20 protein-coding genes and 7 pseudogenes are annotated in these 20719 nt (G+C 58.3%); 19 read left to right on the forward strand and 8 right to left on the reverse strand.

Going from position 1 to position 20719, the window contains the following annotated elements:
• Positions 1–260: 260 nt before the first annotated feature.
• The 3 genes from V4R08_RS15015 to V4R08_RS15025 all read right to left on the reverse strand — a co-directional run bounded on the left by V4R08_RS15015 (position 261) and on the right by V4R08_RS15025 (position 2843).
• Positions 261–1919 carry a recombinase family protein gene (locus V4R08_RS15015; protein WP_335580077.1) on the reverse strand — a complete coding sequence of 553 codons (1659 nt, stop codon included), beginning with the start codon at positions 1917–1919 and terminating at the stop codon, positions 261–263.
• Positions 1916–2371, reverse strand: coding sequence for a DUF2924 domain-containing protein (locus V4R08_RS15020; protein WP_335580078.1), 456 nt, complete (start codon positions 2369–2371; stop codon positions 1916–1918). The genes V4R08_RS15015 and V4R08_RS15020 overlap by 4 nt, the downstream gene beginning before the upstream one ends.
• 61 nt (positions 2372–2432) lie before the next feature.
• Complete coding sequence (locus V4R08_RS15025; RefSeq protein ID WP_335580079.1) at positions 2433–2843, reverse strand: DUF3489 domain-containing protein; 411 nt, start codon at positions 2841–2843, stop codon at positions 2433–2435.
• Positions 2844–3350: 507 nt separating this feature from the next.
• Here V4R08_RS15025 and V4R08_RS15030 point away from each other — a divergent pair.
• From V4R08_RS15030 to V4R08_RS15060, 7 genes and pseudogenes are all read left to right on the forward strand, one after another.
• Positions 3351–4646, forward strand: coding sequence for a hemolysin family protein (locus tag V4R08_RS15030; RefSeq protein WP_335580080.1), 1296 nt, complete (start codon positions 3351–3353; stop codon positions 4644–4646).
• A 179-nt stretch (positions 4647–4825) separates the two neighbouring features.
• The gene (locus V4R08_RS15035; protein WP_335580081.1) at positions 4826–5245 is read left to right on the forward strand and encodes a hypothetical protein; all 420 of its coding nucleotides are present in this window, start codon (positions 4826–4828) and stop codon (positions 5243–5245) included.
• The gene (locus V4R08_RS15040; protein WP_335580082.1) at positions 5229–5456 is read left to right on the forward strand and encodes a transposase; all 228 of its coding nucleotides are present in this window, start codon (positions 5229–5231) and stop codon (positions 5454–5456) included. Before V4R08_RS15035 ends, V4R08_RS15040 begins: the two co-directional genes overlap by 17 nt.
• Before the next feature lie 337 nt (positions 5457–5793).
• On the forward strand, positions 5794–6255 hold the full coding sequence (locus V4R08_RS15045; protein ID WP_335580083.1) for a low affinity iron permease family protein: 462 nt from the start codon (positions 5794–5796) through the stop codon (positions 6253–6255).
• Positions 6256–6629: 374 nt separating this feature from the next.
• Positions 6630–6800, forward strand: a pseudogene (locus tag V4R08_RS15050) (helix-turn-helix domain-containing protein); the annotation flags it as partial.
• A 246-nt stretch (positions 6801–7046) separates the two neighbouring features.
• Positions 7047–7286, forward strand: coding sequence for a hypothetical protein (locus tag V4R08_RS15055; protein WP_335580084.1), 240 nt, complete (start codon positions 7047–7049; stop codon positions 7284–7286).
• A gap of 69 nt (positions 7287–7355) precedes the next feature.
• Positions 7356–7592 (forward strand): annotated as a pseudogene (locus tag V4R08_RS15060) (HAD hydrolase-like protein); the annotation flags it as partial.
• A gap of 630 nt (positions 7593–8222) precedes the next feature.
• On the opposite strand, the gene ligD reads toward V4R08_RS15060, so the two are convergent.
• Positions 8223–9143, reverse strand: a complete 921-nt coding sequence (gene ligD / locus V4R08_RS15070; RefSeq protein ID WP_335580085.1) for a non-homologous end-joining DNA ligase — start codon at positions 9141–9143, stop codon at positions 8223–8225.
• 117 nt (positions 9144–9260) lie between these two features.
• On the opposite strand from ligD, the gene V4R08_RS15075 reads away from it, so the two are divergent.
• Entirely contained in the window at positions 9261–9458 is a 198-nt protein-coding gene (locus tag V4R08_RS15075; protein WP_335580086.1) for a DUF3606 domain-containing protein, read from the forward strand.
• Positions 9459–9473: 15 nt separating this feature from the next.
• Here the strand turns inward: V4R08_RS15075 and V4R08_RS15080 are convergent, their stop codons facing one another.
• Positions 9474–9674 carry a hypothetical protein gene (locus tag V4R08_RS15080; RefSeq protein WP_442935670.1) on the reverse strand — a complete coding sequence of 67 codons (201 nt, stop codon included), beginning with the start codon at positions 9672–9674 and terminating at the stop codon, positions 9474–9476.
• A gap of 384 nt (positions 9675–10058) precedes the next feature.
• On the opposite strand from V4R08_RS15080, the gene ku reads away from it, so the two are divergent.
• The 3 genes and pseudogenes from ku to V4R08_RS15095 all read left to right on the forward strand — a co-directional run.
• The gene (ku, locus tag V4R08_RS15085; RefSeq protein WP_335580087.1) at positions 10059–10991 is read left to right on the forward strand and encodes a non-homologous end joining protein Ku; all 933 of its coding nucleotides are present in this window, start codon (positions 10059–10061) and stop codon (positions 10989–10991) included.
• A 5-nt stretch (positions 10992–10996) separates the two neighbouring features.
• Positions 10997–11316: pseudogene (locus V4R08_RS15090) on the forward strand (hypothetical protein).
• 39 nt (positions 11317–11355) lie between these two features.
• A pseudogene (locus tag V4R08_RS15095) lies at positions 11356–11564 on the forward strand (zincin-like metallopeptidase domain-containing protein); the annotation flags it as partial.
• 116 nt (positions 11565–11680) lie between these two features.
• Here V4R08_RS15095 and V4R08_RS15100 read toward each other — a convergent pair.
• Positions 11681–12175, reverse strand: a pseudogene (locus tag V4R08_RS15100) (IS110 family RNA-guided transposase); the annotation flags it as partial.
• A gap of 546 nt (positions 12176–12721) precedes the next feature.
• On the opposite strand from V4R08_RS15100, the gene V4R08_RS15105 reads away from it, so the two are divergent.
• On the forward strand, positions 12722–13429 hold the full coding sequence (locus tag V4R08_RS15105) for an IS630 family transposase (protein WP_335580089.1): 708 nt from the start codon (positions 12722–12724) through the stop codon (positions 13427–13429).
• 98 nt (positions 13430–13527) lie between these two features.
• Positions 13528–14187: pseudogene (locus V4R08_RS15110) on the forward strand (IS3 family transposase); the annotation flags it as partial.
• Positions 14188–14192: 5 nt separating this feature from the next.
• Here V4R08_RS15110 and V4R08_RS15115 read toward each other — a convergent pair.
• Entirely contained in the window at positions 14193–14549 is a 357-nt protein-coding gene (locus V4R08_RS15115; RefSeq protein ID WP_335580090.1) for a hypothetical protein, read from the reverse strand.
• Positions 14550–14657: 108 nt separating this feature from the next.
• On the opposite strand from V4R08_RS15115, the gene V4R08_RS15120 reads away from it, so the two are divergent.
• The 5 genes and pseudogenes from V4R08_RS15120 to V4R08_RS18240 form a co-directional block, all read left to right on the forward strand.
• Positions 14658–14951, forward strand: coding sequence for a hypothetical protein (locus V4R08_RS15120; protein ID WP_335580091.1), 294 nt, complete (start codon positions 14658–14660; stop codon positions 14949–14951).
• Positions 14952–15412: 461 nt separating this feature from the next.
• Complete coding sequence (locus V4R08_RS15125) at positions 15413–15607, forward strand: hypothetical protein (RefSeq protein ID WP_335580092.1); 195 nt, start codon at positions 15413–15415, stop codon at positions 15605–15607.
• A 784-nt stretch (positions 15608–16391) separates the two neighbouring features.
• The gene (locus V4R08_RS15130; protein ID WP_335580093.1) at positions 16392–18263 is read left to right on the forward strand and encodes a PAS domain-containing HWE histidine kinase family protein; all 1872 of its coding nucleotides are present in this window, start codon (positions 16392–16394) and stop codon (positions 18261–18263) included.
• 164 nt (positions 18264–18427) lie between these two features.
• Complete coding sequence (locus tag V4R08_RS15135; RefSeq protein WP_335580094.1) at positions 18428–18616, forward strand: hypothetical protein; 189 nt, start codon at positions 18428–18430, stop codon at positions 18614–18616.
• A 189-nt stretch (positions 18617–18805) separates the two neighbouring features.
• Positions 18806–18936 (forward strand): annotated as a pseudogene (locus tag V4R08_RS18240) (IS256 family transposase); the annotation flags it as partial.
• 575 nt (positions 18937–19511) lie between these two features.
• Here the strand turns inward: V4R08_RS18240 and V4R08_RS15140 are convergent.
• Complete coding sequence (locus tag V4R08_RS15140) at positions 19512–19667, reverse strand: hypothetical protein (RefSeq protein WP_335580095.1); 156 nt, start codon at positions 19665–19667, stop codon at positions 19512–19514.
• 425 nt (positions 19668–20092) lie between these two features.
• Here V4R08_RS15140 and V4R08_RS15145 point away from each other — a divergent pair, with 425 nt between their 5' ends.
• On the forward strand, positions 20093–20455 hold the full coding sequence (locus V4R08_RS15145) for a PRC-barrel domain-containing protein (protein ID WP_335580096.1): 363 nt from the start codon (positions 20093–20095) through the stop codon (positions 20453–20455).
• The last annotated feature ends 264 nt before the right edge of the window (positions 20456–20719 follow it).

Here is a 20719-nt window from a genome sequence, read left to right on the forward strand (position 1 = left end):
TAACTTTTCCCATTATTTTTCCCATTCCGCCGCGTGCACGGTCGCAAGACGGGTTCGCATCCGACTGCGTCCGCCACCACCCAGTCTGTTATTTTTCACATTTCCAGAGACTGACGAAAAAGGCCCGCTGTTGGCGGGCTTTTTCGCATTTTGATCTGCGGAGGCGCGGTCTCCGTGACCCGTCTGGGCCGGGTTTGGGGCTCTGTCTCTGCCGCACAATTTCCCGTTCCTGGGAATCAGACCGATGAAATAAGGGCCGGTCACCGATTGGCAGAATCGGGAGCGCCTGTCGGTGCCAAGCCGAGGCGACTCATCTGCTGAGGCCATTCAGCCGGCGCATCGCGGAGGGCAGCGACACCGACCCCGCGCGGGAAACGTCCTTCAACGGCGGCTGTCACAAGGGCCGGTGCAAGGAAGGCGAGCGAGATCGTCATATTGATATGTCGCGTGCTGCAATGTTGCCGGGTGGCAAGGCTTTCGATCGTCTCGCGGCCGTCCACGATTTCCTGAAGCCAAAGCCGGCCGCGGCCGATCGATCGGATGAGAGCCGACCGGCGTTCGGCCTTCATAGGCCTGGCGCGATGCTCTGGCGTATTCGCCGGCAGCAAGATCTCCCGGGTGGACCTTGATGGCTTCTTCCAGGGCACGACGACGATGCGTGAGGTGACAGCGCGGTGCTCAGCCGGATCCGGATCGTGGTGGCTCTGGATCCGCTGGATATCATTTTCACCAAACCTCAGATTGAGCGCCAACTGGTTCTTGCGAACCTCAATCCGGGTGACGAACCGCTCAATCGTTTCTCGAGACAACGTATCGTTCGAAAGCGGTTCATCTATGTTCGTGTTGGCAATGACCGCCTTGGAGATCGTGACTTCGATCTCTGACGCAGGCACGCGGGTGACACAGCCAACAGGCTTATCCGTCTGACCACGGATGCAGGGCGCAGAGACGTAATAGCGATGGCGAACGCAGTCCCGACTGGAGTAGGTCAAGATCATCCGATGGCCTGCGTCATCAAACAGCAGCCCAGCAAGGAGGGCGCGTGTTCGGATACGTGTCGTCGTGCGATGTGACCACTGTTCGGTCAGCCTTTGCTGCGCAGCATCAAACAGTGCGCGGTCGAGCAGGGCAGGCTGAGGTCCAGGCAAAATCTCACCCTTAAACTTGACCTCGCCGAGATAGAAGCGGTTCCGTAGCATGTAAAACAACGGCCCCTGCGTGAACGGAACGCCCCCTCGCGTTCCACCTGACGCCAGCTGCCGGACCTTCGACCTGAAGCCTCGCTCCTTCAGGTCCTTAACGAGGCGGTTGACGCCGCCGAGTTCCAGATAGCGCTGGAAAATCAGCCGAACGATATTGGCCTCTTCCTCGTGAATGTGAAGCTGACCGTCCTTGAGGATGTAACCAAGCGGCACCATGCCGCCGACCCACAGCCCCTTGCGTTTAGAAGAAGCGATTTTGTCGCGGATGCGCTCGGAGGTGACCTCACGCTCAAATTGCGCAAAGGAAAGAAGGACGTTTAGTGTCAGGCGCCCCATTGATGTGGTGGTGTTGAACTGCTGAGTAACAGAGACAAAAGAGGTGCCATGGGCATCGAACAGTTCGACCAGCTTGGCGAAGTCAGCCAGAGAGCGGGTGAGCCGGTCCACCTTATAGACGACAATGATGTGGATCCGGTGTGCCATGATATCTGCGAGCAGCCGCTGTAGGGCAGGGCGATTGGTCGATCCGCCAGAGAACCCACCATCGTCGTATCGCGCTTTGATCAGCGTCCAGCCCGCATGCGCCTGGCTTCGGATATAGGCTTGGGATGCGTCATACTGGGCATCCAGCGAGTTGAACTCCTGATCAAGGCCAGAGTCAGTTGAGACCCTCGTATAGATCGCGCATCGAACGATTCGGTTGTCGGCCGGCTTCATGTTCGTACTCCCTTGCCGTTTCCGGCGCGGAGACCAAAGAAGCGCGGTCCATTCCAGTTCGTGCCCGTGATGGCGAATGCAATCTTGGACAGGCTGTCGAAGCTCTTGCCCTCGAAAGCGAAGCCGCCTTCGACGACCATCACCCGATAATGTTGGCCGTTCCATTCCCGCGTTAACACAGTGCCAAGCAACATAGCTTGCTTGCGCTGATCCTGAGCCGCTACGAGCGGCAAGATTTCGTCCAAAGATTGTACGGTAGCCGCACGCTTCAGGAGTTGAATCGTCGCAGCATCGAGATCCCCGAGCGCATCGGCCTGGATGCGATAGGCGAGAATGCCGAACAGCAGATGCTTGGGCAGGTGTTCTGGGGCCGGCCGCCCCACAACACTCTGCCAGCGAGATTGTAGGCCAATCAGATCGAGACTGCGCAAATGCGCAATCCCGTCTTCCATTGACAAACTAATAAGTCGTCGACTGACAGGCTTTCGTGATCCTGGACTTCGCGCCATGGCATCAGGCCGCAGCCTTGTCGGCCTTCGAACCGGTCGACGCGGCTGACGCGTCGTTTCCAGTTATTTTGTAAATCCGACCGGCTTCAGCAGCTTCTGATATCAACGTAAGCTTGAGCTTCTTCCGTATGACACTAGCGAAGAAGCCGCGCACCGAATGTTGCTGCCAATCTGTGGCCTTCATGATGTTGTCAATCGTTGTACCCTCAGGCTTCATCAGCATCTCGATGACCCGAGCTTGCTTGCTGACGGCGCGATGCCGCACCGGCGGATCCAACGATCGAGCTGGTGCTGAGCTGCTCTTCTTGACTGCTGCAACCTTGGCGGTCTTGGTCGGTGCACGGCGCGTTGACTTTGCGCGCTTGGGCGCCGCCGGTGATCGGGATGCAGTTTTGCGGGACTGTGTTTTGGCCATGTGACGTCTCCGTTGGGGCAGCATCATCGCTGCCACCACCGGAACCCCGTCACGGCAAAAACACCGGCGGGGCAGGCTGTTCAGTGGCCAAAGGAGGTACCTAACGCGCCGACAGTAACGCTCCAATCGCCCAGCAATGCCAGGGGTTTCTGAGCAATCTTATTGCTCCTTCCATGCCGCCGCTCGACGACAGCATTTTAGTTTCAGTAGGCATCCGGACGTCGGACCCTCACGGTTTTCTTTTGACACGGCATTAGTAGTCCGGTCATTTGCCACGCTGGCGGCCAGATACCAAGCCGCTTTCATGTCCCTGGCGTGCATGTCACACAGACGACCGCCCCAACCTTGTGCCGACCCGCCGTGACCTCGGCGTCGCGGAGTTGCGCGCCCGTCCGCCCTTGCCAACCCACGCTCGCCAGCTTTCAGGCGCCCTCTGGCCAATTGGACGGATTTAGCAACTCTTATTAAAACCATGATCTGCAGCCGGACAAGCCAGATAGGCACACAATGTTGGCCGTTGAAATCGGGATCGTTACCGCCTTGATCGTGATCAATGGCCTCCTTTCGATGTCCGAACTTGCCGTCGTGTCTTCGCGCCCAGCCCGTCTGACGGGTCTCGTCCAAAAGGGAGTCAAGGGTTCGCGGCGCGCACTCGCGCTCGCGTCCGACCCGGGCAAATTTCTCTCCACGGTCCAGATCGGGATTACTCTGATCGGCGTACTGTCCGGTGCCTTTTCGGGAGCCACCCTCGGTTTGCGTCTGACGAATTCGTTCGTCCAGCTTGGATTGTCGCAGGGCGTGGCCCACGCGGCCGGTGTCGGCGCGGTAGTGACGATTATCACCTATGCATCCCTTATTGTCGGTGAACTCGTTCCCAAGCAGATTGCGTTGCGTGATCCGGAAGCGGTCGCGGTCCGCGTCGCACCCTACATGGTGCTCCTTGCGAAGATTTCTTTGCCGTTGGTGTGGTTGCTTGATCGCTCCGGAAAATCCCTGCTGTGGCTGCTCGGACAGCGCGGCGATGCCGAAGAGAAGATCAGCGAAGAAGAGATCCATACCTTGGTCGTCGAAGCCGAGAACGCCGGCATCCTTGAACCGGGAGAAAAGGAAATGATCGCTGGTGTCATGCGGCTCGGCGATCTGCCCGTCGGCGCGGTCATGACACCGCGTCACGAAGTCAGCATGATTGATCTCTCCGATACGTCGGAAGCTATTCGGGCGGCGTTTTCAGACAGTCCACATTCACGGCTGCCCGTATTCGATGGCGATCGCAATGCGGCGCTCGGCATCGTGCAGGCCAAGGATCTGCTGGACGACTATTTGTCGGGACGAACTCCCGACACGCGGCAACTGATCCGTCAGGCACCGATCATTCCGGAGACGCTCGATGCGCGCGACGTCGTCTCAATTTTGCGGGACTCGCCCGTTCACATGGGGCTCGTTCACGACGAATACGGAACATTCCAGGGCGTGGTAACGAGTGCGGACATCTTGGAGTCGATTGTCGGCAGCTTCCACACGGAAGAAGGGCCAGGAGAACTTGCCGTCGTCAGGCGCGGCGGTGGATCGTATCTTATTTCCGGCTGGATGCCGGCGATCGAATTCGCACAGCTGCTCGACATCCCTCTGCCAGCTTCCCGAAAGTATCAGACGTTTGCCGGTTTCTTGCTGCAGCAATTCGGTACCATTCCGAATGTCGGCGAAAAGATCGACGCCCACGGTTGGCGGTTCGAGATCGTCGATCTCGATGGTCGTCGTATTGCCAAGGTATTAGTCGCCAAAATACCAGACCTAAAGGACTAGTACCCCTCATGACTCCCCTCATTTTGGCGGACTCAGATGGGCCTGATTTGTCCGGCACCCCAGGAAGATTGCGAATCGCATTCTTATGAGCCGCCACCCTGAGCCGTCCGATCAAGCGCATTGATTTTGTTCACGACTTTCTCGCTGGAATCTTCGCCGATGACCTCCATGCCAAGCGCGTGGCTTCTTTGGCCAATGGTGCGCTCGGCGTCATGACGAGTGCATCGCTCGCAGTGTCGATCATCGGCCACTCGCTGGCCCAGGCGCGCGGTCTGCTTGGCAAGCACGCCATCAAGCAGGTTGACCGGCTGTTGAGCAATCAGGGCATTGTCGTGTGGGACATGTTCGCCACCTGGGTGACCCAGATCGTCGGACAGCGAAAGGCGATTGTCGTCGCCATGGACTGGACGGATTTTGACGCGGACGATCAGACGACGCTGGCGTTGAATCTGGTTTCCAACCACGGCCGGGCGACGCCATTGTTATGGCTGACCGTCCTGAAGGACGAACTGAAGGACAGCCGCAACGACCTCGAGGACCTTCTGGGCGCGTTTGGCAGAGAGTCTTCCCGATGGCGTCGCGGTGACCATCCTTGCTGATCGAGGCTTCGGCGACACGAAGCTGTTCGGCTTTCTCGAGACGTTGGGGTTCGATTACGTTATCCGCTTTCGCGGCAACATTCATGTCACGGCGGCCGATGGCGAGACGCGCGCCGCCGCCGCGTGGTGGTGTAAAGCGCTGATGCGGCGTAGGGTTCGGTTGCGAAGCCAAAACCATCACCTTCAACCGTCAACGCCACGCCCGCCATGACCCATGATATGATTCAGCCCTTCTCGTTTCCAGTCGTTCACGCCAAAAAGGTGGCTGCTGCCCTTCGACGGTGGGCGGCTGACCTCGAATGAGGCGGGATGCTTCTGGCAGTCGCGCGGCGGCCCAAAGCTGCCTGATCAGACGTTTGCCTGATGGCGCCTTGGCTGTAAACCGCGAAGCCGCACAATGAGGCTCGGTTCCGGTTAATGGGTGCTTGCACGCCGCGGGTTGGGAAAGTGCAACTCCGCGCGGCGGTGTGCAAGTTATTGGAACAAAAGTTTCGTGAGCGCGTCATCCTGTCCGACAACAAACCGTCCCACAAGAGGCTTGGATCCGTATGCGCGCAGAGCAAGCAGACGATCGGGTCGAGGACAAGAAGCGCAGCCGTAGCTCACAGCTGTTCGGCGAGATCGCGAACAGCACGTCGCGGGCGGCCGGCCGCGCTCCGACTTTTGTCGCCGCTGTCGCCGTGGTTCTGATTTGGACTATCACCGGTCCGTTCTTCGACTACTCGGATACATGGCAGCTCGTGATCAACACCGGCACGACAATCGTAACTTTCCTAATGGTATTCTTGATTCAAAACTCTCAGAACCGGGATGGCGCGGCTATTCAGGTCAAATTAGACGAGTTGATCCGAGTGAGTACGGCGCATAATTCATTTGTCGGAATTGAGCATCTGACGGATGATGAGCTCGACCAAATTCGCGAAAAGTGCGAACGTCGGGCTAAGGCCAGCGAAATAGAGGTGCGATCAATAAAAAAGGCTAAGCAGGCCGCCGGTCGGGTCTCCGATTGATTGTGAGTTCTCGCTCTGTAACAGCAGGACGCATTCTCTGTCGTCCGATTCTGGGGGACTGAATCATCAATATACCCGGATTTGATTTACGATAAGGACAGGTGGATCGGGAGTCGGACGGGCGGACAAATGACGTTGGAAGCCCTTCCCGAAATGCAACTTCTGATAGCTTCTGCTTATTCGCCTCCCCAAGAGCCTCCATGCCAACACCGGTCGTCAGGCTCATGACTCCCTTCATTATGGATGGCCCGCCCCTACTGAAAGGCTGCTGCTAGAGCGGTTTTCGGTTGATGTGAATCGGAACCGTAAGGGGGTTCCCAGAGACGCGCAAATCAGATTCGGTTGCTTTGACAGCAACGGCGAGGTATCGCGCGATGGCGAAGGGATACTCGAAGGACCTCAGGGTGCGGGCGGTAGCGCTTTTCGAAGACGGCGAGAGCAGACGGGAAGCGGCGCGGGTGCTCGGTCTCGGCGCCTCGACCGCAATCCATTGGATCGAGCGCTGGGCGACAACGGGCAGTGTAGCGGCATTGCCCGGCACGGGCCACAGTCGCTCGCCGCTTGAGGTGCACCGCCAATGGCTGTTTGATCTGGTCGCAGCGGAGCCGGACTTGACGCTCGAAGAGATTCGCGCGCGGCTCAAGTCCGAAAAGCGGCTGAAAACCGGTACGACCTCGGTCTGGCGCTTCTACGAACGCCACGACAACCGAGCGGGCGAATTGACAGCTGTCTGGGTACCGGACGTCGCGCACGAAGCCATGCGGGATCTGGTTCGAGCATGAACGACGGCAGTGCGGGTACTGGGCAAGGCGCGCCAGCATCTCGGTGAAGACCGATCGGCGCGACGCTTTCTCGAGACGTTGGGGTTCGATTACGTTATCCGCTTTCGCGGCAACATTCATGTCACGGCGGCCGATGGCGAGACGCGCGCCGCCGCCGCGTGGTTCCTGTTGCGCGGGCTCGACAACGTCGAAGGTGATGGGTTCATCTGGGCCATCGCACACCGCGTCGAGCTACAGCCGACATCGTAATTGGCAAGCGCGGCTGAGCGGCGGGGTCAACCGTTGCTGAGCGCAAACATTCGCTTGATGTTCCACGCCATGGTGACCAAGCTCCACTTGGTGCGTCCCTTCTCCGCGGTCCCCGATCTGCTTCAGCGTGTGCGAGATGCCGGCATCAGGAGCGCCATCGCATCCTCAGCCACGAAAGACGAATTGGATAAGTACCTCGACATCGCGCGCATCGGCGATCTGGTCGACGTGACGACGTCTTCGGACGACGTCGAGCAATCGAAGCCGTCGCCCGACATCTTCGAAGTGGTCCTGAAGAAACTTGAGATCGGCGGCGCGGAAGCTGTCGCGATCGGCGACACACCCTACGATGCCGAAGCCGGGAAAGGCGAGGATCGCGACCATCGGCGTGCTCTGCGGTGGTTTCACGAAGAGCTCGTTGCGGCAGGCTGGTTGCGTCCAAGTAATTCCGGGGCCGGCCGCATTGTTGGCTCGCTTCAAAGATTCCCTGCTCGCGCGGTAAACGGCCGATGGCAAGAAAACTACCAGACCTCACTGGGGTTCTTCGATAAGGCGATCGCCGCACCATCGATGAAGCGGCGTTGGATGCCTGGGGCGCCGACAGCAATCTCTTCCGCCAGGGTGCGGCGAAGGAAGAACGTCGAAGGCACGAGCAACAGCTTTCTTCGGCTTCGGAACGCGAGTGAGGGGATGTTTTCGCTGGTTTGCTATCACCGAGATGGTCGGAATGTCGGCGTCCTCGCTGAACGGTCCGTTGGATCCGTTGGATCCGACAGGGCGCTTGAGAACGATGCCGGGCTTCTTCATGGTCGCGGCGATGACGTCCGGATCGTCGCTACACGCACGGCATCTATCAGCGAACTTCTTTCAAGCCGGGTCACTCCCTACCGGCGGTTTTCTGGCGACGCCGCCATAAGACGCGTTAGGCGGCGTGCGTCATAGATCTTCCCGCAGGCCTTTGAAGACCGGATGCCGGAGCTTCCCCTCAGCGGATTTCGCCCTGTATTCGATTTCTGCAAGAAGCTTCGGCTCGACCCAGATGGCCTTGTGGGCGATGCGCCTGGTGTAGGGCTGCGTGCCCCGGATCAGCGGCTTCAGTCTTTTCTGAAGATCCGCCGCGGACGACTTGTCAAACCCGTGGTCGACCTTGCCCGCGTAGATCAGGCCGTCGCCGTTGCGCCTGCCGACGTAGAGTCCGTTCCACTTCGTGCCGTCGAGCACGAATCCAGCAATGGTCAGGGTCTCCCGCTGCGCGCAGGTTTTCTTGACCCAGTCGTTGCTGCGTCCGGTGGGGTAGGCGCTATCGCGGACCTTCGACACGACGCCTTCCAGGCCGACCTTGCAGACGTGGGCGAACATCTCGCGTCCGTCGATCTCGAAGCTCTCACTGAGCTGGACATTGGTGCCGGCGCAGATCTTTTTCAGCTCGGCCTTGCGCTGGAATAGCGGCAGCTTCCGGAGATCGCGGCCGTTTAGATAGAGCAGATCGAACGCCACCAACACGATGCGCGTGGACTTGCCTCTAAGTTCTTTCTGCAGGACGGAGAAGTCGGTCGTGCCGTCGGCGGCCGGGACCACGATCTCGCCGTCGATGACGGCGGAGCCGGCCTTGATGTGCCAGGCATCATGCGCGACCTTCTTGAAACGTTGCGTCCAATCGTGGCCCCTTCGAGTGAAGACCTTGATGGCTTGGTTGGCCAAGTGGATCTGGACGCGGTAGCCGTCGAACTTTATTTCGTGGATCCAGCGGGATCCGGAGGGTACCTTATCGGCTACAGAGGCTAATGCCGGTTCGATGAAGCCCGGCAAAGATGCCTTGACGTCGATCGCGTCAGTTTTCTTACGCTGAAACGCCACAACCGACTCCAAGCAAACACGACAGCCGACTCAATCGGGCGCAATCGGATTCGTTCCGGAACCGGTGAATCCTTGTCGCGTTGCTGTATCGGAACGATCAGTCAGGAGAAGACACCAATGGCAGCAGCGAAGAAGACGACCAAGACGGCCCGAGGCCGAAAGCAGGACCGGGCGCGGGTCGCTGGCGGTCAGAAATACGAAGTGAGCTATGAGGCCAAAAAGACGAGCCGCTCGGCGCAGGCCGTGAAGAAGGCCGTCAAGAAGGTCGGCAACGTCCGCAATAAGGTCGAAAAACGTTTGGCCCGCAAAAAGTAACGCTCTAGCACGCCGTCACCGCGGCGGGAAAGTGTCCCCGATGGAATCGAGAACCTCCCGGACCTCCGCTTCGGCGGCGTCCGGAGACAGGCTTGTGGGCAGATGCTGCCGGGCGATGCTGACACTGTGATCGCGGGCATGCGGATCGGCCCGGTCCTTGACCCAGCCGTGGAATTCGCACTCGTGGATGGCGTGCGCCTCCTGCAGCACGGACATCGCCCATTCCCGGAGGTCCGGATCGCCGGTCGTCGCTCGCTTGTCTTCAGCATTGCAATGGCTCCTGCCTGGACGAATCCTGCGTGCGCTTGCCAAGCTCGCGCTCGCTCAGGCAGGAAACACTGGCGCGATCTGCCCGCGCGGTCTGGCGTCGGCAGAAATACTGTCTGGGCGGCCTCCGGTCTGCCAGGCGCATCTCTCGTCGGCCGGGCGACAGGACGCAGGCAGGTACGTTTCCACCGCCGACGTTGGGATTTCCGATTTTCCATTCGTGCATCATTCGGCTGAACCCAAAAAACGATGCTTTTGATGTTGCGGTTGTCGGAACCAAGATCCCCCAATTGTCTTGAGTCGAAGCCGCCCCTCGATGGAGTACCGCGTACAATGGACCCTCGCGCGAACTGGAAAGGCTTCCTGCGCCTTTCGCTCGTTACCTGTCCGGTAGCTCTCTACCCGGCGACGTCCGAATCCGAAAAGGTTTCGTTCAACCAGCTTAATCGAAAAACCGGCCACCGCATCAAGTACACCAAGGTTGATGCGGACACCGGTGAGGAGGTGGCCAACGAGGATATCGTCAAGGGTTACAAGGTTGATACCGACACCTTCATCGAGGTGTCGATGGAAGAGCTTGAGAACGTCGCGCTGGAATCGACTCGGACCATCGAGATCGACGAGTTCGTCGACCGCACCGAGATCGATCCGCGATATCTGATCCGTCCCTATTACCTGCGTCCGGACGGCAAGGTCGGCCATGACGCCTTCGCCGTCATCCGCGAAACCATCCGCGAGATGAACAAGGTCGCGATCGGACGCGTGGTGTTGACCAATCGTGAGCACATCATCGCGCTGGAGCCGATGGACAAGGGACTGATGGGGACGCTGCTGCGCTATCCGTACGAAGTCCGCGATCCGGCCGAATATTTCGACGATATCCAGGACGTCAAAGTCACCAAGGACATGCTCGACCTCGCCAAGCACATCGTCAACCAGAAGGCAGGCCACTTCGAGCCCGACAAGTTCGAGGACCAGTACGAAACCGCTCTCCTCAATCTGATCAACCAAAAGCGCGCCGGCAAGCCGATCGCAGCGAAGGACCGGCCTCGCGGCGAGAACGTTGTCGACCTGATGGACGCGCTGCGCAAGAGCATAGGCGGCGGCACGACCGCGACTGCTGCGGCGCCCAAAAAGGCTGCGGGAAAGAAGCCGAAGAAGGCCGCATCCGGCCAAAAGGAGATGCTGATGCCGATTGCCGGAAAGAAACCGGCCAAAGAGGCGCCGACGAAATCCTCCGTCAAGTCGCGGCGGAAATCGGCATAGGTCAAGTGAAACATCCCGTGACGCCGGACGGTCGCTACTTCGTCGTCCGTGGCAGGCTTTGGCGCATGGCGAATCCTAGCCTCGACGAAACAAAGCGAGGCGATCTTGTCCGCCGGCTGATGGCGGCCCGTCGCGCGGTCCACGATGCCAAAATGAACACCGATCTCAAGACGGAGGCCGCCGCGCACCACGCCGTGGACGAGGTAAAACGGGCGCTCGGCGAGCGTCGCCCGGTCTGGTGGACCGACGGTTCGCCAACCTCAATCGGCACATGGCCAAAAACACGTCATACGCCGAATGGTACGCGAAAATCGGGCCCACATAGCTCTTCCCTCGCCCTTTCCCTGCGATCTTTCACGTAGCTGCCGAAATAGGATCGGCCCTGGTTTGCGCCGATCTCGGCATCGTTCCCGAGCTCGAGCCGAGACCGGACCACGCAGCCTATGTGGCAAGCTGGATCGCCGTGCTCGCCAACGACCGACAGGCCATCTTTTCAGCTGCCGCCCATGCGCAGCGAGCCGTCGCCTATTTCACAGCCTCCAACCGCAGGCCGAACGCGAGGAGGCGGCCTGATGTGTCATATGTGGAACGACCCGCCTAGCATGATCACATGGGAATCATCGTCTGCTTTGTGCACCTCGCCTCTGCCGGCTACCGCGCCGGTCAGTTCGTTTTGGCCGACTTCCGGTTCAAGCGCTCGCTACGCCATTTGCCGGCTCCGGGCCCCGATATGTCCCGGCCTTGGTTAAAAGCGCCCAAATGACCCGCGCCGTCTTGTTGGCGAGCGCGACGGCCACGACTTTGTAGGGCCGTCGTGCCAGAAGCGCGCTCAGCCATTTCGGCGCTTTATCGTTGCCTCGCACGCGTCGCAGGACAGAGCTCGCGCCGAGGACAAGCAGGGAGCGGAGCTCCGGATTGCCCATCTTCGATATTCCGCCCAACCGCTCCTTGCCCCCGCTCGAATGAGACCTCGGCGTCAATCCCAGCCAGGCGGCGAAGTGACGGCCGGATTTGAACCCGCCGGGATCTGGAACAAGCGCCTTGATGGGCGCCGCCGTGATCGGACCGACGCCCGGTATCGTGGCCAGACGCCGCATATCCTCGTCACGCTTTGCCCCCGCGACAATCTCCCGTTCGAGTTTGTCGATCTGCTCGATCAACGCCTCGATCTGATCTGCGATGGACGGACGCGTAGCTCATAACTCCGCTAGGCTATGGTGTAGATATAGTGCTCATCATCGTCGAGCGTGGCCCGCCAGTCCTTCCGCGACGAAGAGCCTCCGCGGACTCTTGAGTGCGCACAAAAGCGCAATAAATGTTCCCGTCAGCACTTTCTTATCGGCCAGAAAGTCTTCAACCCGCCATCTCGTTATTCGCGCTCGAAGCGTCCTGTACGGCTTTGCACAGATCGCTGACGTCGCTTGCCGATACCGACGCGGCTTTGTTGCCCCAGGCCCTTCGGATGTAGCCCGCGACGACAGCTATTTGTTCGTCGGATAATTTCCAGCCGAAACCCGGTTGAGGATTAGCCGAATCACCGTCGTCGGTTTTGCTGATTGCACGATGGCGTCGCCCTTCAATGACGGGAATAGTCCCGGTTGATGGCAGGCGGAGCAGGCATCGGCATAAATCGTTGCACCCATGCCGGATGCGCTTTGCGAAGATCCACGCGCGGCTTGATCCGATCCCGTCGCTGACAGTGATTTCAGATAGGTGGCAACGGCCTTGAGATGTGCAAAATCCTCGGCCAGGAGGAAATCAAACCGCACAAGGTGCGCCACTATCTGGAACGTCGCGATGCCGAGTTCGAACAGAAGATGGCGGAGGTTCTGTGCGTTTATCGCGAGGTCCAGGTTCTGAAGAGAGCCGCCGCCAAGTCGCGCAAAGCCATCAAGCGAGTGGCGATTGTTTCCTACGACGAAAAACCGGGAATCCAGGCCATTGCCACGACGGCACCCGATTTGCCGCCCAAGCCCGGCGTCCACGCCACCTTTGCGCGGGATTACGAGTACAAACGTCATGGCACGCTGAGCCTGTTGGCCGGAATCGACCTGCTTACCGGGAAGGTCTATGCGCTCGTCAGAGACCGCCACCGCAGCCGGGAGTTCATCGAATTCCTCAAGCATCCCGACGCCGCTTATCCGGCCGGCACCGCGATCAAGCTGATCCTCGACAATCATTCTGCGCACATATCGAGAGAAACAAGAGCCTGGCTCGACGTTCGACCGACTGGACGCTTCGAGTTTACCTTCAAGCATGGCTCGTGGCTCAATCTCATCGAGGGCTCCTTCTTCAAATTCGTCCGGTCGGTCTTGCGCCACTATGCGCTCAGGAAACATTGCCTTCGTGCCCACCGTCGCGAATTTGATGCGCCCGCTAACGAGTATATCGATCGTAGTATCGTTGGAGACTATTCCGCGGCGGTTGCGATCCTTTAGTCAAGATCACGCCTAGTGCGAAGCCGATAAAACCAGCCATCAGGAGGGCGCTTCCCGGACTTTTAGCAACAAGCTGGGAGCCTTGATCGTAAGCCGCTGAGAAACGAGTACGCAAGCTGATGAAGGCCGACGGCCTTCAGGCAAGGGGAAAGCGGAAGTTCAATGCAACGACGAACTCCAATCACGCCCTGCCGGTCTCGCAGAATCTGCTGGAGCGGAACTTCAACGCGCCGCGGCCGAACCGGGTCTGGACAGGCGACATCACTTATATCCGGACGGACGAGGGCTGGCTGTATCTTGCTGTCGTTATCGACCTGTTCAGTCGGCATGTGGTGGGTTTTGCAATGCACGAGCGTATGACACGCCAGCTTGTGATCGATGCCCTGCGGATGGCCTAGTTCCGGCGGCATCCGGACTCTGGCCTGATCTTCCATTCCGATCGCGGCAGCCAATACGCCAGCGGCGACTTCCAGAAGCAGATGAAGGCCTTTGGCATGCTGGGATCAATGAGCCGCAAGGGCGATTGCTGGGACAACGCCGTCACCGAAACGCTGTTCGGTTCATTGAAAGTCGAGCGGCTCCACGGGATGCGGTTCAAAACGCGCCGCGAGGCGAAGGACGAGGTGATGGATTGGCTTCAATTCTACAACCATCGTCGGCTTCATTCGACGCTGGGTTATCTCAGCCCCATGAACTTCGAGAAGGCGCAGGTTGCCGAGAAAAAGCAGCTTGCGGGGAGTGACAGGAACGCAGCATAATCCATTTAGCCAAGGGAGACGCTAATCCCGGGCAAGATCAGTGACGGGTTGTTCGAATAGCTGTCTTCAAGTGCGGCATGGTAGGGGCGCGATCTCTTCCACCGATATTCGCCGCCACCGCGTTGATGAAAATCCTTCCGCTGCATCAAGAACTCGGGCAACCGCGCGATGCCGTTGGCAATGCGCCGCGCCTCATCGGACGTTAGATGGTTATGCGCGAAGCCGATGCCTTGAAGATCGTCGCGGAACGGCACGTATGCGAGCGGGACGCCCTTGGCGTCGCTGATTACGAATGGTCCCGCCCCGTCCCGGAGGACTCGCCACGGTGCGGGAAAACGTCGTTTTGGATCGCTTGACTTCATGAGAACAAAAAAAGAACATACTCTCCGCGCGGTCAAGACGGAACCCGGCGCGCTGGTCAGCATTATATGCTGCGGTTATTGATCACTGTTCATTCGAGGGCATGGACGATGAAAGATATCAAATTGTATTTGGAGAAGCTTCGCTCCGACGCCGAGGACTGCCTGACGATTAGCGAAACTGCCGCGAATAAGACAAAGCGCGACATTTTCAAAATGCTGGCAGCCACATATCACGGGCTTGCTGTCGACTTAGAGAAAATCATCGACTTAAACTTGATCGCGGACGGCGAACGCGAAAAGCGCCTCATGGGCATACTAAGCGGTGACGACGGCCCCGAACATCTAGCCGAGACTGCGAAGCTGCTGAGACAGCATGGCGCGGTGAATGACACGCGGCGCTAATGGGCTGGCGAACGCGACTTCAATCGTCTGAGGTGGGTGACTGGAAGAATATTCAACGGGCGGGCGGGACGGGTTGCGGCGCTGGTGACGTGTTCGCCTGCATCGTGGCCGGGTGTTTCAGGTGATCCAATCATGGCGGATGTAACCTATTATGTAGCACTGCCGTTCGGCATTGGCGAAGCCGGTTCTGAGCCTCGCGAATGAATGTACAAGCGCGAGTGCGGCAATCATGCGCGCCGAACGATTAGCGCGAACTGAGGGACATATCGGTGCTGTGGCGTTCAGTCGTACACGGGCGATCCGGCAGCGGGAGTTCGGGGACGCGGTTGTGCTGAAATCGTTTGGTGAAGTGCCGAGCGGTTTGGGCGCTTTGTAAATCGCCTTATGTGCAATGCGCAGGAACAACGCGAAGAGTGGCGGGTTGTAGCGCGCTGGGAGCGCAATAGAAGAAAGACTCAACAATGCCAAAAGATGCACATAATAAAGCTGCCGAGAATCACGAAAACGCGGCAAAGTCCCATCGTTCGGCGGCCGAGAGCCACGGCAAGGGTGACCACGCCAAGGGGACGGAACATTCAAAGACAGCCCAACAGCACTCGCAGACGGCAAATCAGTTAAGCGAACAGGCGCACACTAAAAGCCAACAGCAAAAGTAAAAAAGTTACAGGACCGCGCATCGCTACAATGCGCGGTCCCTATTATCTTCTTAATCTTCGAGGCGGTCTTATCATCTTCGAGAATGACGGATAGATGTTGCGAACGGGTTTCCGTGCAGAGAGTTCCAGCGCCAATTCCAGCAGCAGCGGAATGAAATCGAACCGGGAACTCAGCATCCGGTTCAGGTTTCAGCGAAGTTCCATGGGAAACCGGGAGAACATCCAACCTCCTGACCGGGGAAGGCGTTTAAATCGCCCGAGGTGGCCCCGACAGCGATTTTGGGCGTTTCCAATACTCTCCGCGGCAGGGTTTAGCTAACAAGACGGAAGGGCGGGCTTCTGCGGCCAAAATAGGAAATCGAGGCATGGAAGGTTCCAGTCGGTTCCATCGGTGGAACTTTAGACCGTGGATGCGAGTGAACTTGAATTTGAACGCGCGTGGCAAGCGCGTGATCCAAACCGCGCTGCTGTCCCGGCTCGCAGCGTGACCTGCGCAAGTTAAAGGCCGAATTTGCGCTCAGCGCTGCGGGTCATCGAGGACATCTTGAGAGACGAGGGGCTGACTCAAAATCTGTCTCGCTCGTTGACGACGCGCCGGCGCGTGGCGCGAATTTGGCGACGTGCCGGATGATTTAAGCGCGCTCTAACGTTTGGATATTCGACGTGAACTCCACGAAGAAACCGAAAAGCCTAGGTGGGTTGCCTCGCGTCTCGCCATGTCGAAAAGCCTATTATTCGAATGGCGGATATGTAATATCGCCGCCCCTATTTCGAGACACATGCCATGCTCGACAAGAACCCGGAAGCGGCCGGGAACCAGAACGAGGCTTTCCCGTTTCGCGGCGGCAAGATGGGTCCGCTTATTCGTGCTTTCGACTTTTCCAAGACGAGCTTGGGGCCTATTTCCCGATGGCCCGCGCATCTGAGGGCCGCCGTGGGGCTTATGTTACCGGCAAAGGCGCAAATCGTGCTGTTTTGGGGTCCGGAATTCCTGGCTTTATATAACGACGCCTACGCCTCCACGATTGGCGACAAGCACCCGACGGCGCTTGCACGACCGGCACGAGAGAACTGGGCGGAGTTGTGGGGCGACCTCGAACCGTTGCTAACACACGTTCTGCTGACCGGCGAAACAATGTCCGCGAGAGACAGGCCCTTTCATATCGAGCGGCGCGGTTACCCGGAAACCGCTTACTTCAACATTTCCTATTCTCCGATTCATGACGAGACAGGCCGCGTCGACGGCGTTTTGTGCATTGTCGACGAAACGACGGAGCGCGTCTCCGCCGAGCGCGCGTTGGCAATGACAGAAGAACGCCTCTCCTACGCATTGGCGGCGGCCGGCATGATCGGAACCTTTGATACTGATTTCCGAACGAATACGGTCTATTCGGATGCCTGCTTCGCGACGATGTTTTCGGTAAACCCTGAGAAGGCCGCCAGCGGCGCTCCGCTTGCCGACTATCTCTCGGCTATCCATCCGGATGATGTTGAGCGGGTCAGCGACGCCATACAGCAAGCGATTGTGACAGGAGAGAAATGCCTCCTCGAATATCGCGTGTTGAGCAAGAATGGCACGATCCGCTGGCTTGAAGTGCATGGCAAATGTTTTTATGACGACACCGGCAAGCCTTGGCGGATGCCCGGCGTTGCGGTTGACATCAGCGACCGGAAGCGAGCCGAGCTAGCGAGCGGGCATCTTGCCGCAATCGTCGAATCCTCTGACGATGCAATCATCAGCAAGAATCTTGATGGCGTCATTATGAGTTGGAACGCCGGAGCAAAGCGGTTGTTCGGCTATTCAGCCGAAGAAGTCGTCGGTCGACCCATTACGATCCTGATTCCGGAGGATCGGCAGAACGAGGAGCCCGATATTCTGGCACGGCTGCGCAGCGGCCAGCGTGTCGAGCATTTCGAGACTGTCCGCCAACGGAAGGACGGCAGCCCGGTCGATTTATCACTGACGATTTCACCGATTCGAGATAGTGACGATCATATCATCGGCGCGTCCAAGATTGCCCGCGATATCACTGATCGCAAAGCAGCCGAACGGCTAAACATCACGCTGCTGCGTGAGATGAAGCACAGGCTCAAGAACAATCTGTCAACGGTACTCGCCATCGCGCGACAAAGCTTCCAGACCCAGGGGAGTGAAAGCGAGGATTTTCGGAAATTCGAGGGGCGTTTGTTGGCATTGTCGAATGGTCACGATCTAATCACCCGCGAGAAATGGGATAGCGCGGAACTGAGGGATATTGTTGCGCAGATACTTACCATGCATGGGCGTCAGCGATTCGAAATCGACGGGCCAGATCTGCGACTCTCGCCGAAATCCGCGTTGGCGTTGACTATGGCTCTGCACGAGCTGGCGACGAATGCGGCCAAATATGGCGCCCTTTCGGTCCCGACCGGCAGGGTCACGATCAGGTGGGGGATCGAGCAACGCGGCTTCCCCGGATTTAGCTTTCGTTGGCAGGAGCGGGAAGGTCCTACCGTCTCACAGCCCAGCCGAAAGGGATTCGGTTCGCAATTGATCGAACGTGTGCTGGCCTTCGAACTTAACGGCGATGTGCAGATCACCTATGATCGAGCCGGAATTGTCTGCGAAATCGTCGCTCCCCTTTCCGCCGACTGGGAGGAAGGATCGCAAGCATAAGGGGAGCAAGCCCTCAGGTATCCCCTCATTCACACGCATGAGAAGGTCTGATTTGGCGCGGCGTGTTGATTGATGTATTCGCTAAACCGGGCGACAAGCGAGCGCAGGCTGTGCCTACCGCAAATCAAACCCTGGCATATTGATGGTGCAGTCCGCCCAGGACAATGAAGTGGTCCACAGCCTTCGTCATCGTCGGGCTCGACAGCACAGACCTCGTCTGGATCAACGTCACAACAAATCCGACAGCGGAATGGATTGCGCGTCAGATCACGGAGGCGTTCCCTTGGGATGATGCCCCAAAATGCCTGCTCCGCGATCGGGATCAAATCTATGGCGCGGTCGTCACCCGCTGATTTGCGCGCCATGGGCATCCGGGACAAGGCCGCCGCACCAGCTTCACCTTGGCAAGCATTCACGCCGGATCGATCGGATTAGCCGTTCGGCAAAGCCATTTTTGCGAAGCGCATGCAGGAAATCCGACGGGGGATGACGTGCATTTGCTCAGCGTCCGTATCGATCGGTTGAAGCGGGGCACCGCCCTCGGGGTTTCGAAGTCGGCGGCCTTGCGGAGGTTCGTAGCGCTGTCGGCGGCGCGGTTGGCCGGCTTCATGACGTCCGATCTATCCCGTTGGACCTTCTGATGGGGCAAATCGACGGGCTGCATCTCGGCGGCGCGTAGGCTTTTATATCGAGGAGACACTGGCGCTCGGCTGCAGTCGAAACCAAACTGTCTCATCGGCGTTGTTTAAGACGTTCATTTTATCGTTGATCCGTTTAATCCCCATGAAACAACTAGAACCGATGTTTGCTATCGAAGAGGACCCCGTTGGGCGGGGAGTCCAAATTGTCGTGATTCGGCCCGACGGGTCGCGGATTGTCATTACTGGCGGTCACTCGGAGCACCGAAGCCCGCGCTTTGAAAAAGAACAAAGGTCTTCGCAACTCGCAAAATTCCTTGAGCGCAATCCCCCAATAGCTCACTGAAGTTAATTGCTCGCATGGTGTTTAGTTTTGTTTGCGCACGGTCTTGTACGACGGTTCCGCAATGGATGTGCGCCTTCCAGCTCGCTAGTTGGTGGCGCCGTAACAAGCGTGGTAGGGCAGGGCTAGTCTCTCGGGCTTCGATTGGTTGGCGCGAGCGACAATCCTTCGCGCTGCACCTTCCCACGGACCGATATCTCGGAGCGCTTTAGCTTCATCGCGATTAATCGGGTCGGGGTGTTTTCCTTAATGAAGGTCTTGAGCTGCTTAATATCGTCTTTCGACCACGATCGACGACTTGAGCGGCCGTTCTTCTTTTGAGCGTCGCTCTTTTTCGCGCCCGTTTTGACGGCTTTCTTTCCCGTCTTTTTTGCGATAGCCCTTCGGCGTTTTCTTTGCCGACTTCTTTGCGTTTTTGGCCATTGCTCACTCCTGAAGGTTGATCACCATGTCTATGCGATTCTCGAAGCTGGCGCTAAGCCGCGGCTAGCCGACGGGTACGGTGCCGAGCAAAAGTGCGTATTCTCCGCATCGTCAGCACGGATCTCACGGGATCATAAGCACGGATTTCGGACATGGGCGTCGATCCAGTCGGGAGCGCTTGCGTCCAGCACGCATGAAGCATGGTCAATCGCACTGTGGCGAACGGAAGGGCAATGAAGGATCTCCCCCCATGGTTCCGGACGAAAGCTTGATTTCGGTGACACATTGAAGCGTCGTGCGTTACACGGTTACTCACGGGCCATATCTACGCGGCACAATGTCGCTGTTTTTCATAAAGGTACGCCCGCGGCCCAAGGAACGTTTGCTGCTCCGGCGGCTTTCTCCTCCTTAACGAGGAGAAGCCCATGCCCACCGAAAGCAGAGCCAGCAACCTGATCGACAGCGATAAAGAGTCGGGGAAAGCGGTCTACGGGGCCGATGACAAAAAGATAGGTTCGATCGAACGCGTTATGGTTGACAAAACTAGCGGGAAGATTTGCTACGCGGTGTTGAGCTTTGGTGGCTTTCTCGGCATCGGCGACGATCATTATCCGGTGCCTTGGAAGGTCCTGAGGTACGACTCCGAGCTAGGCGGCTACCGCAGTGACATAAGTGGGAGCCGGCTGAAAGGCGCTCCGAAGCACGGCACCGAGACCGTCTTTGACTGGAACGCCCGTTATGCGGAGCTCGACGACTACTACAACGACGTCGTGATACGTCCAGGCTGAATATCCTACTCGGTCGACTTTCCCATTTATCGAAAAGGCGTACTCAGGAGATAACGAATGAAACGAGAAAACGGACGCATAGTTGAAACTGCAATCGAAGCGCGAGGTGCAGAGCGTGGCCCCACGGTACGTAACGTACTGGTCGCAGGGATTGGACTGGTCGTAGTGGCCTTCGTGATTGTCTATCTCGTATATTTTGCAGCCTGAGCTAACTCGGCGGGTCGCAAGCAGCCTCGCGGCCTTCTATGAACGAAGAGGAACTAG

It is taken from the genome of Nitrobacter sp. NHB1, assembly GCF_036964665.1.
Classification (GTDB): Bacteria; Pseudomonadota; Alphaproteobacteria; order Rhizobiales; family Xanthobacteraceae; genus Nitrobacter.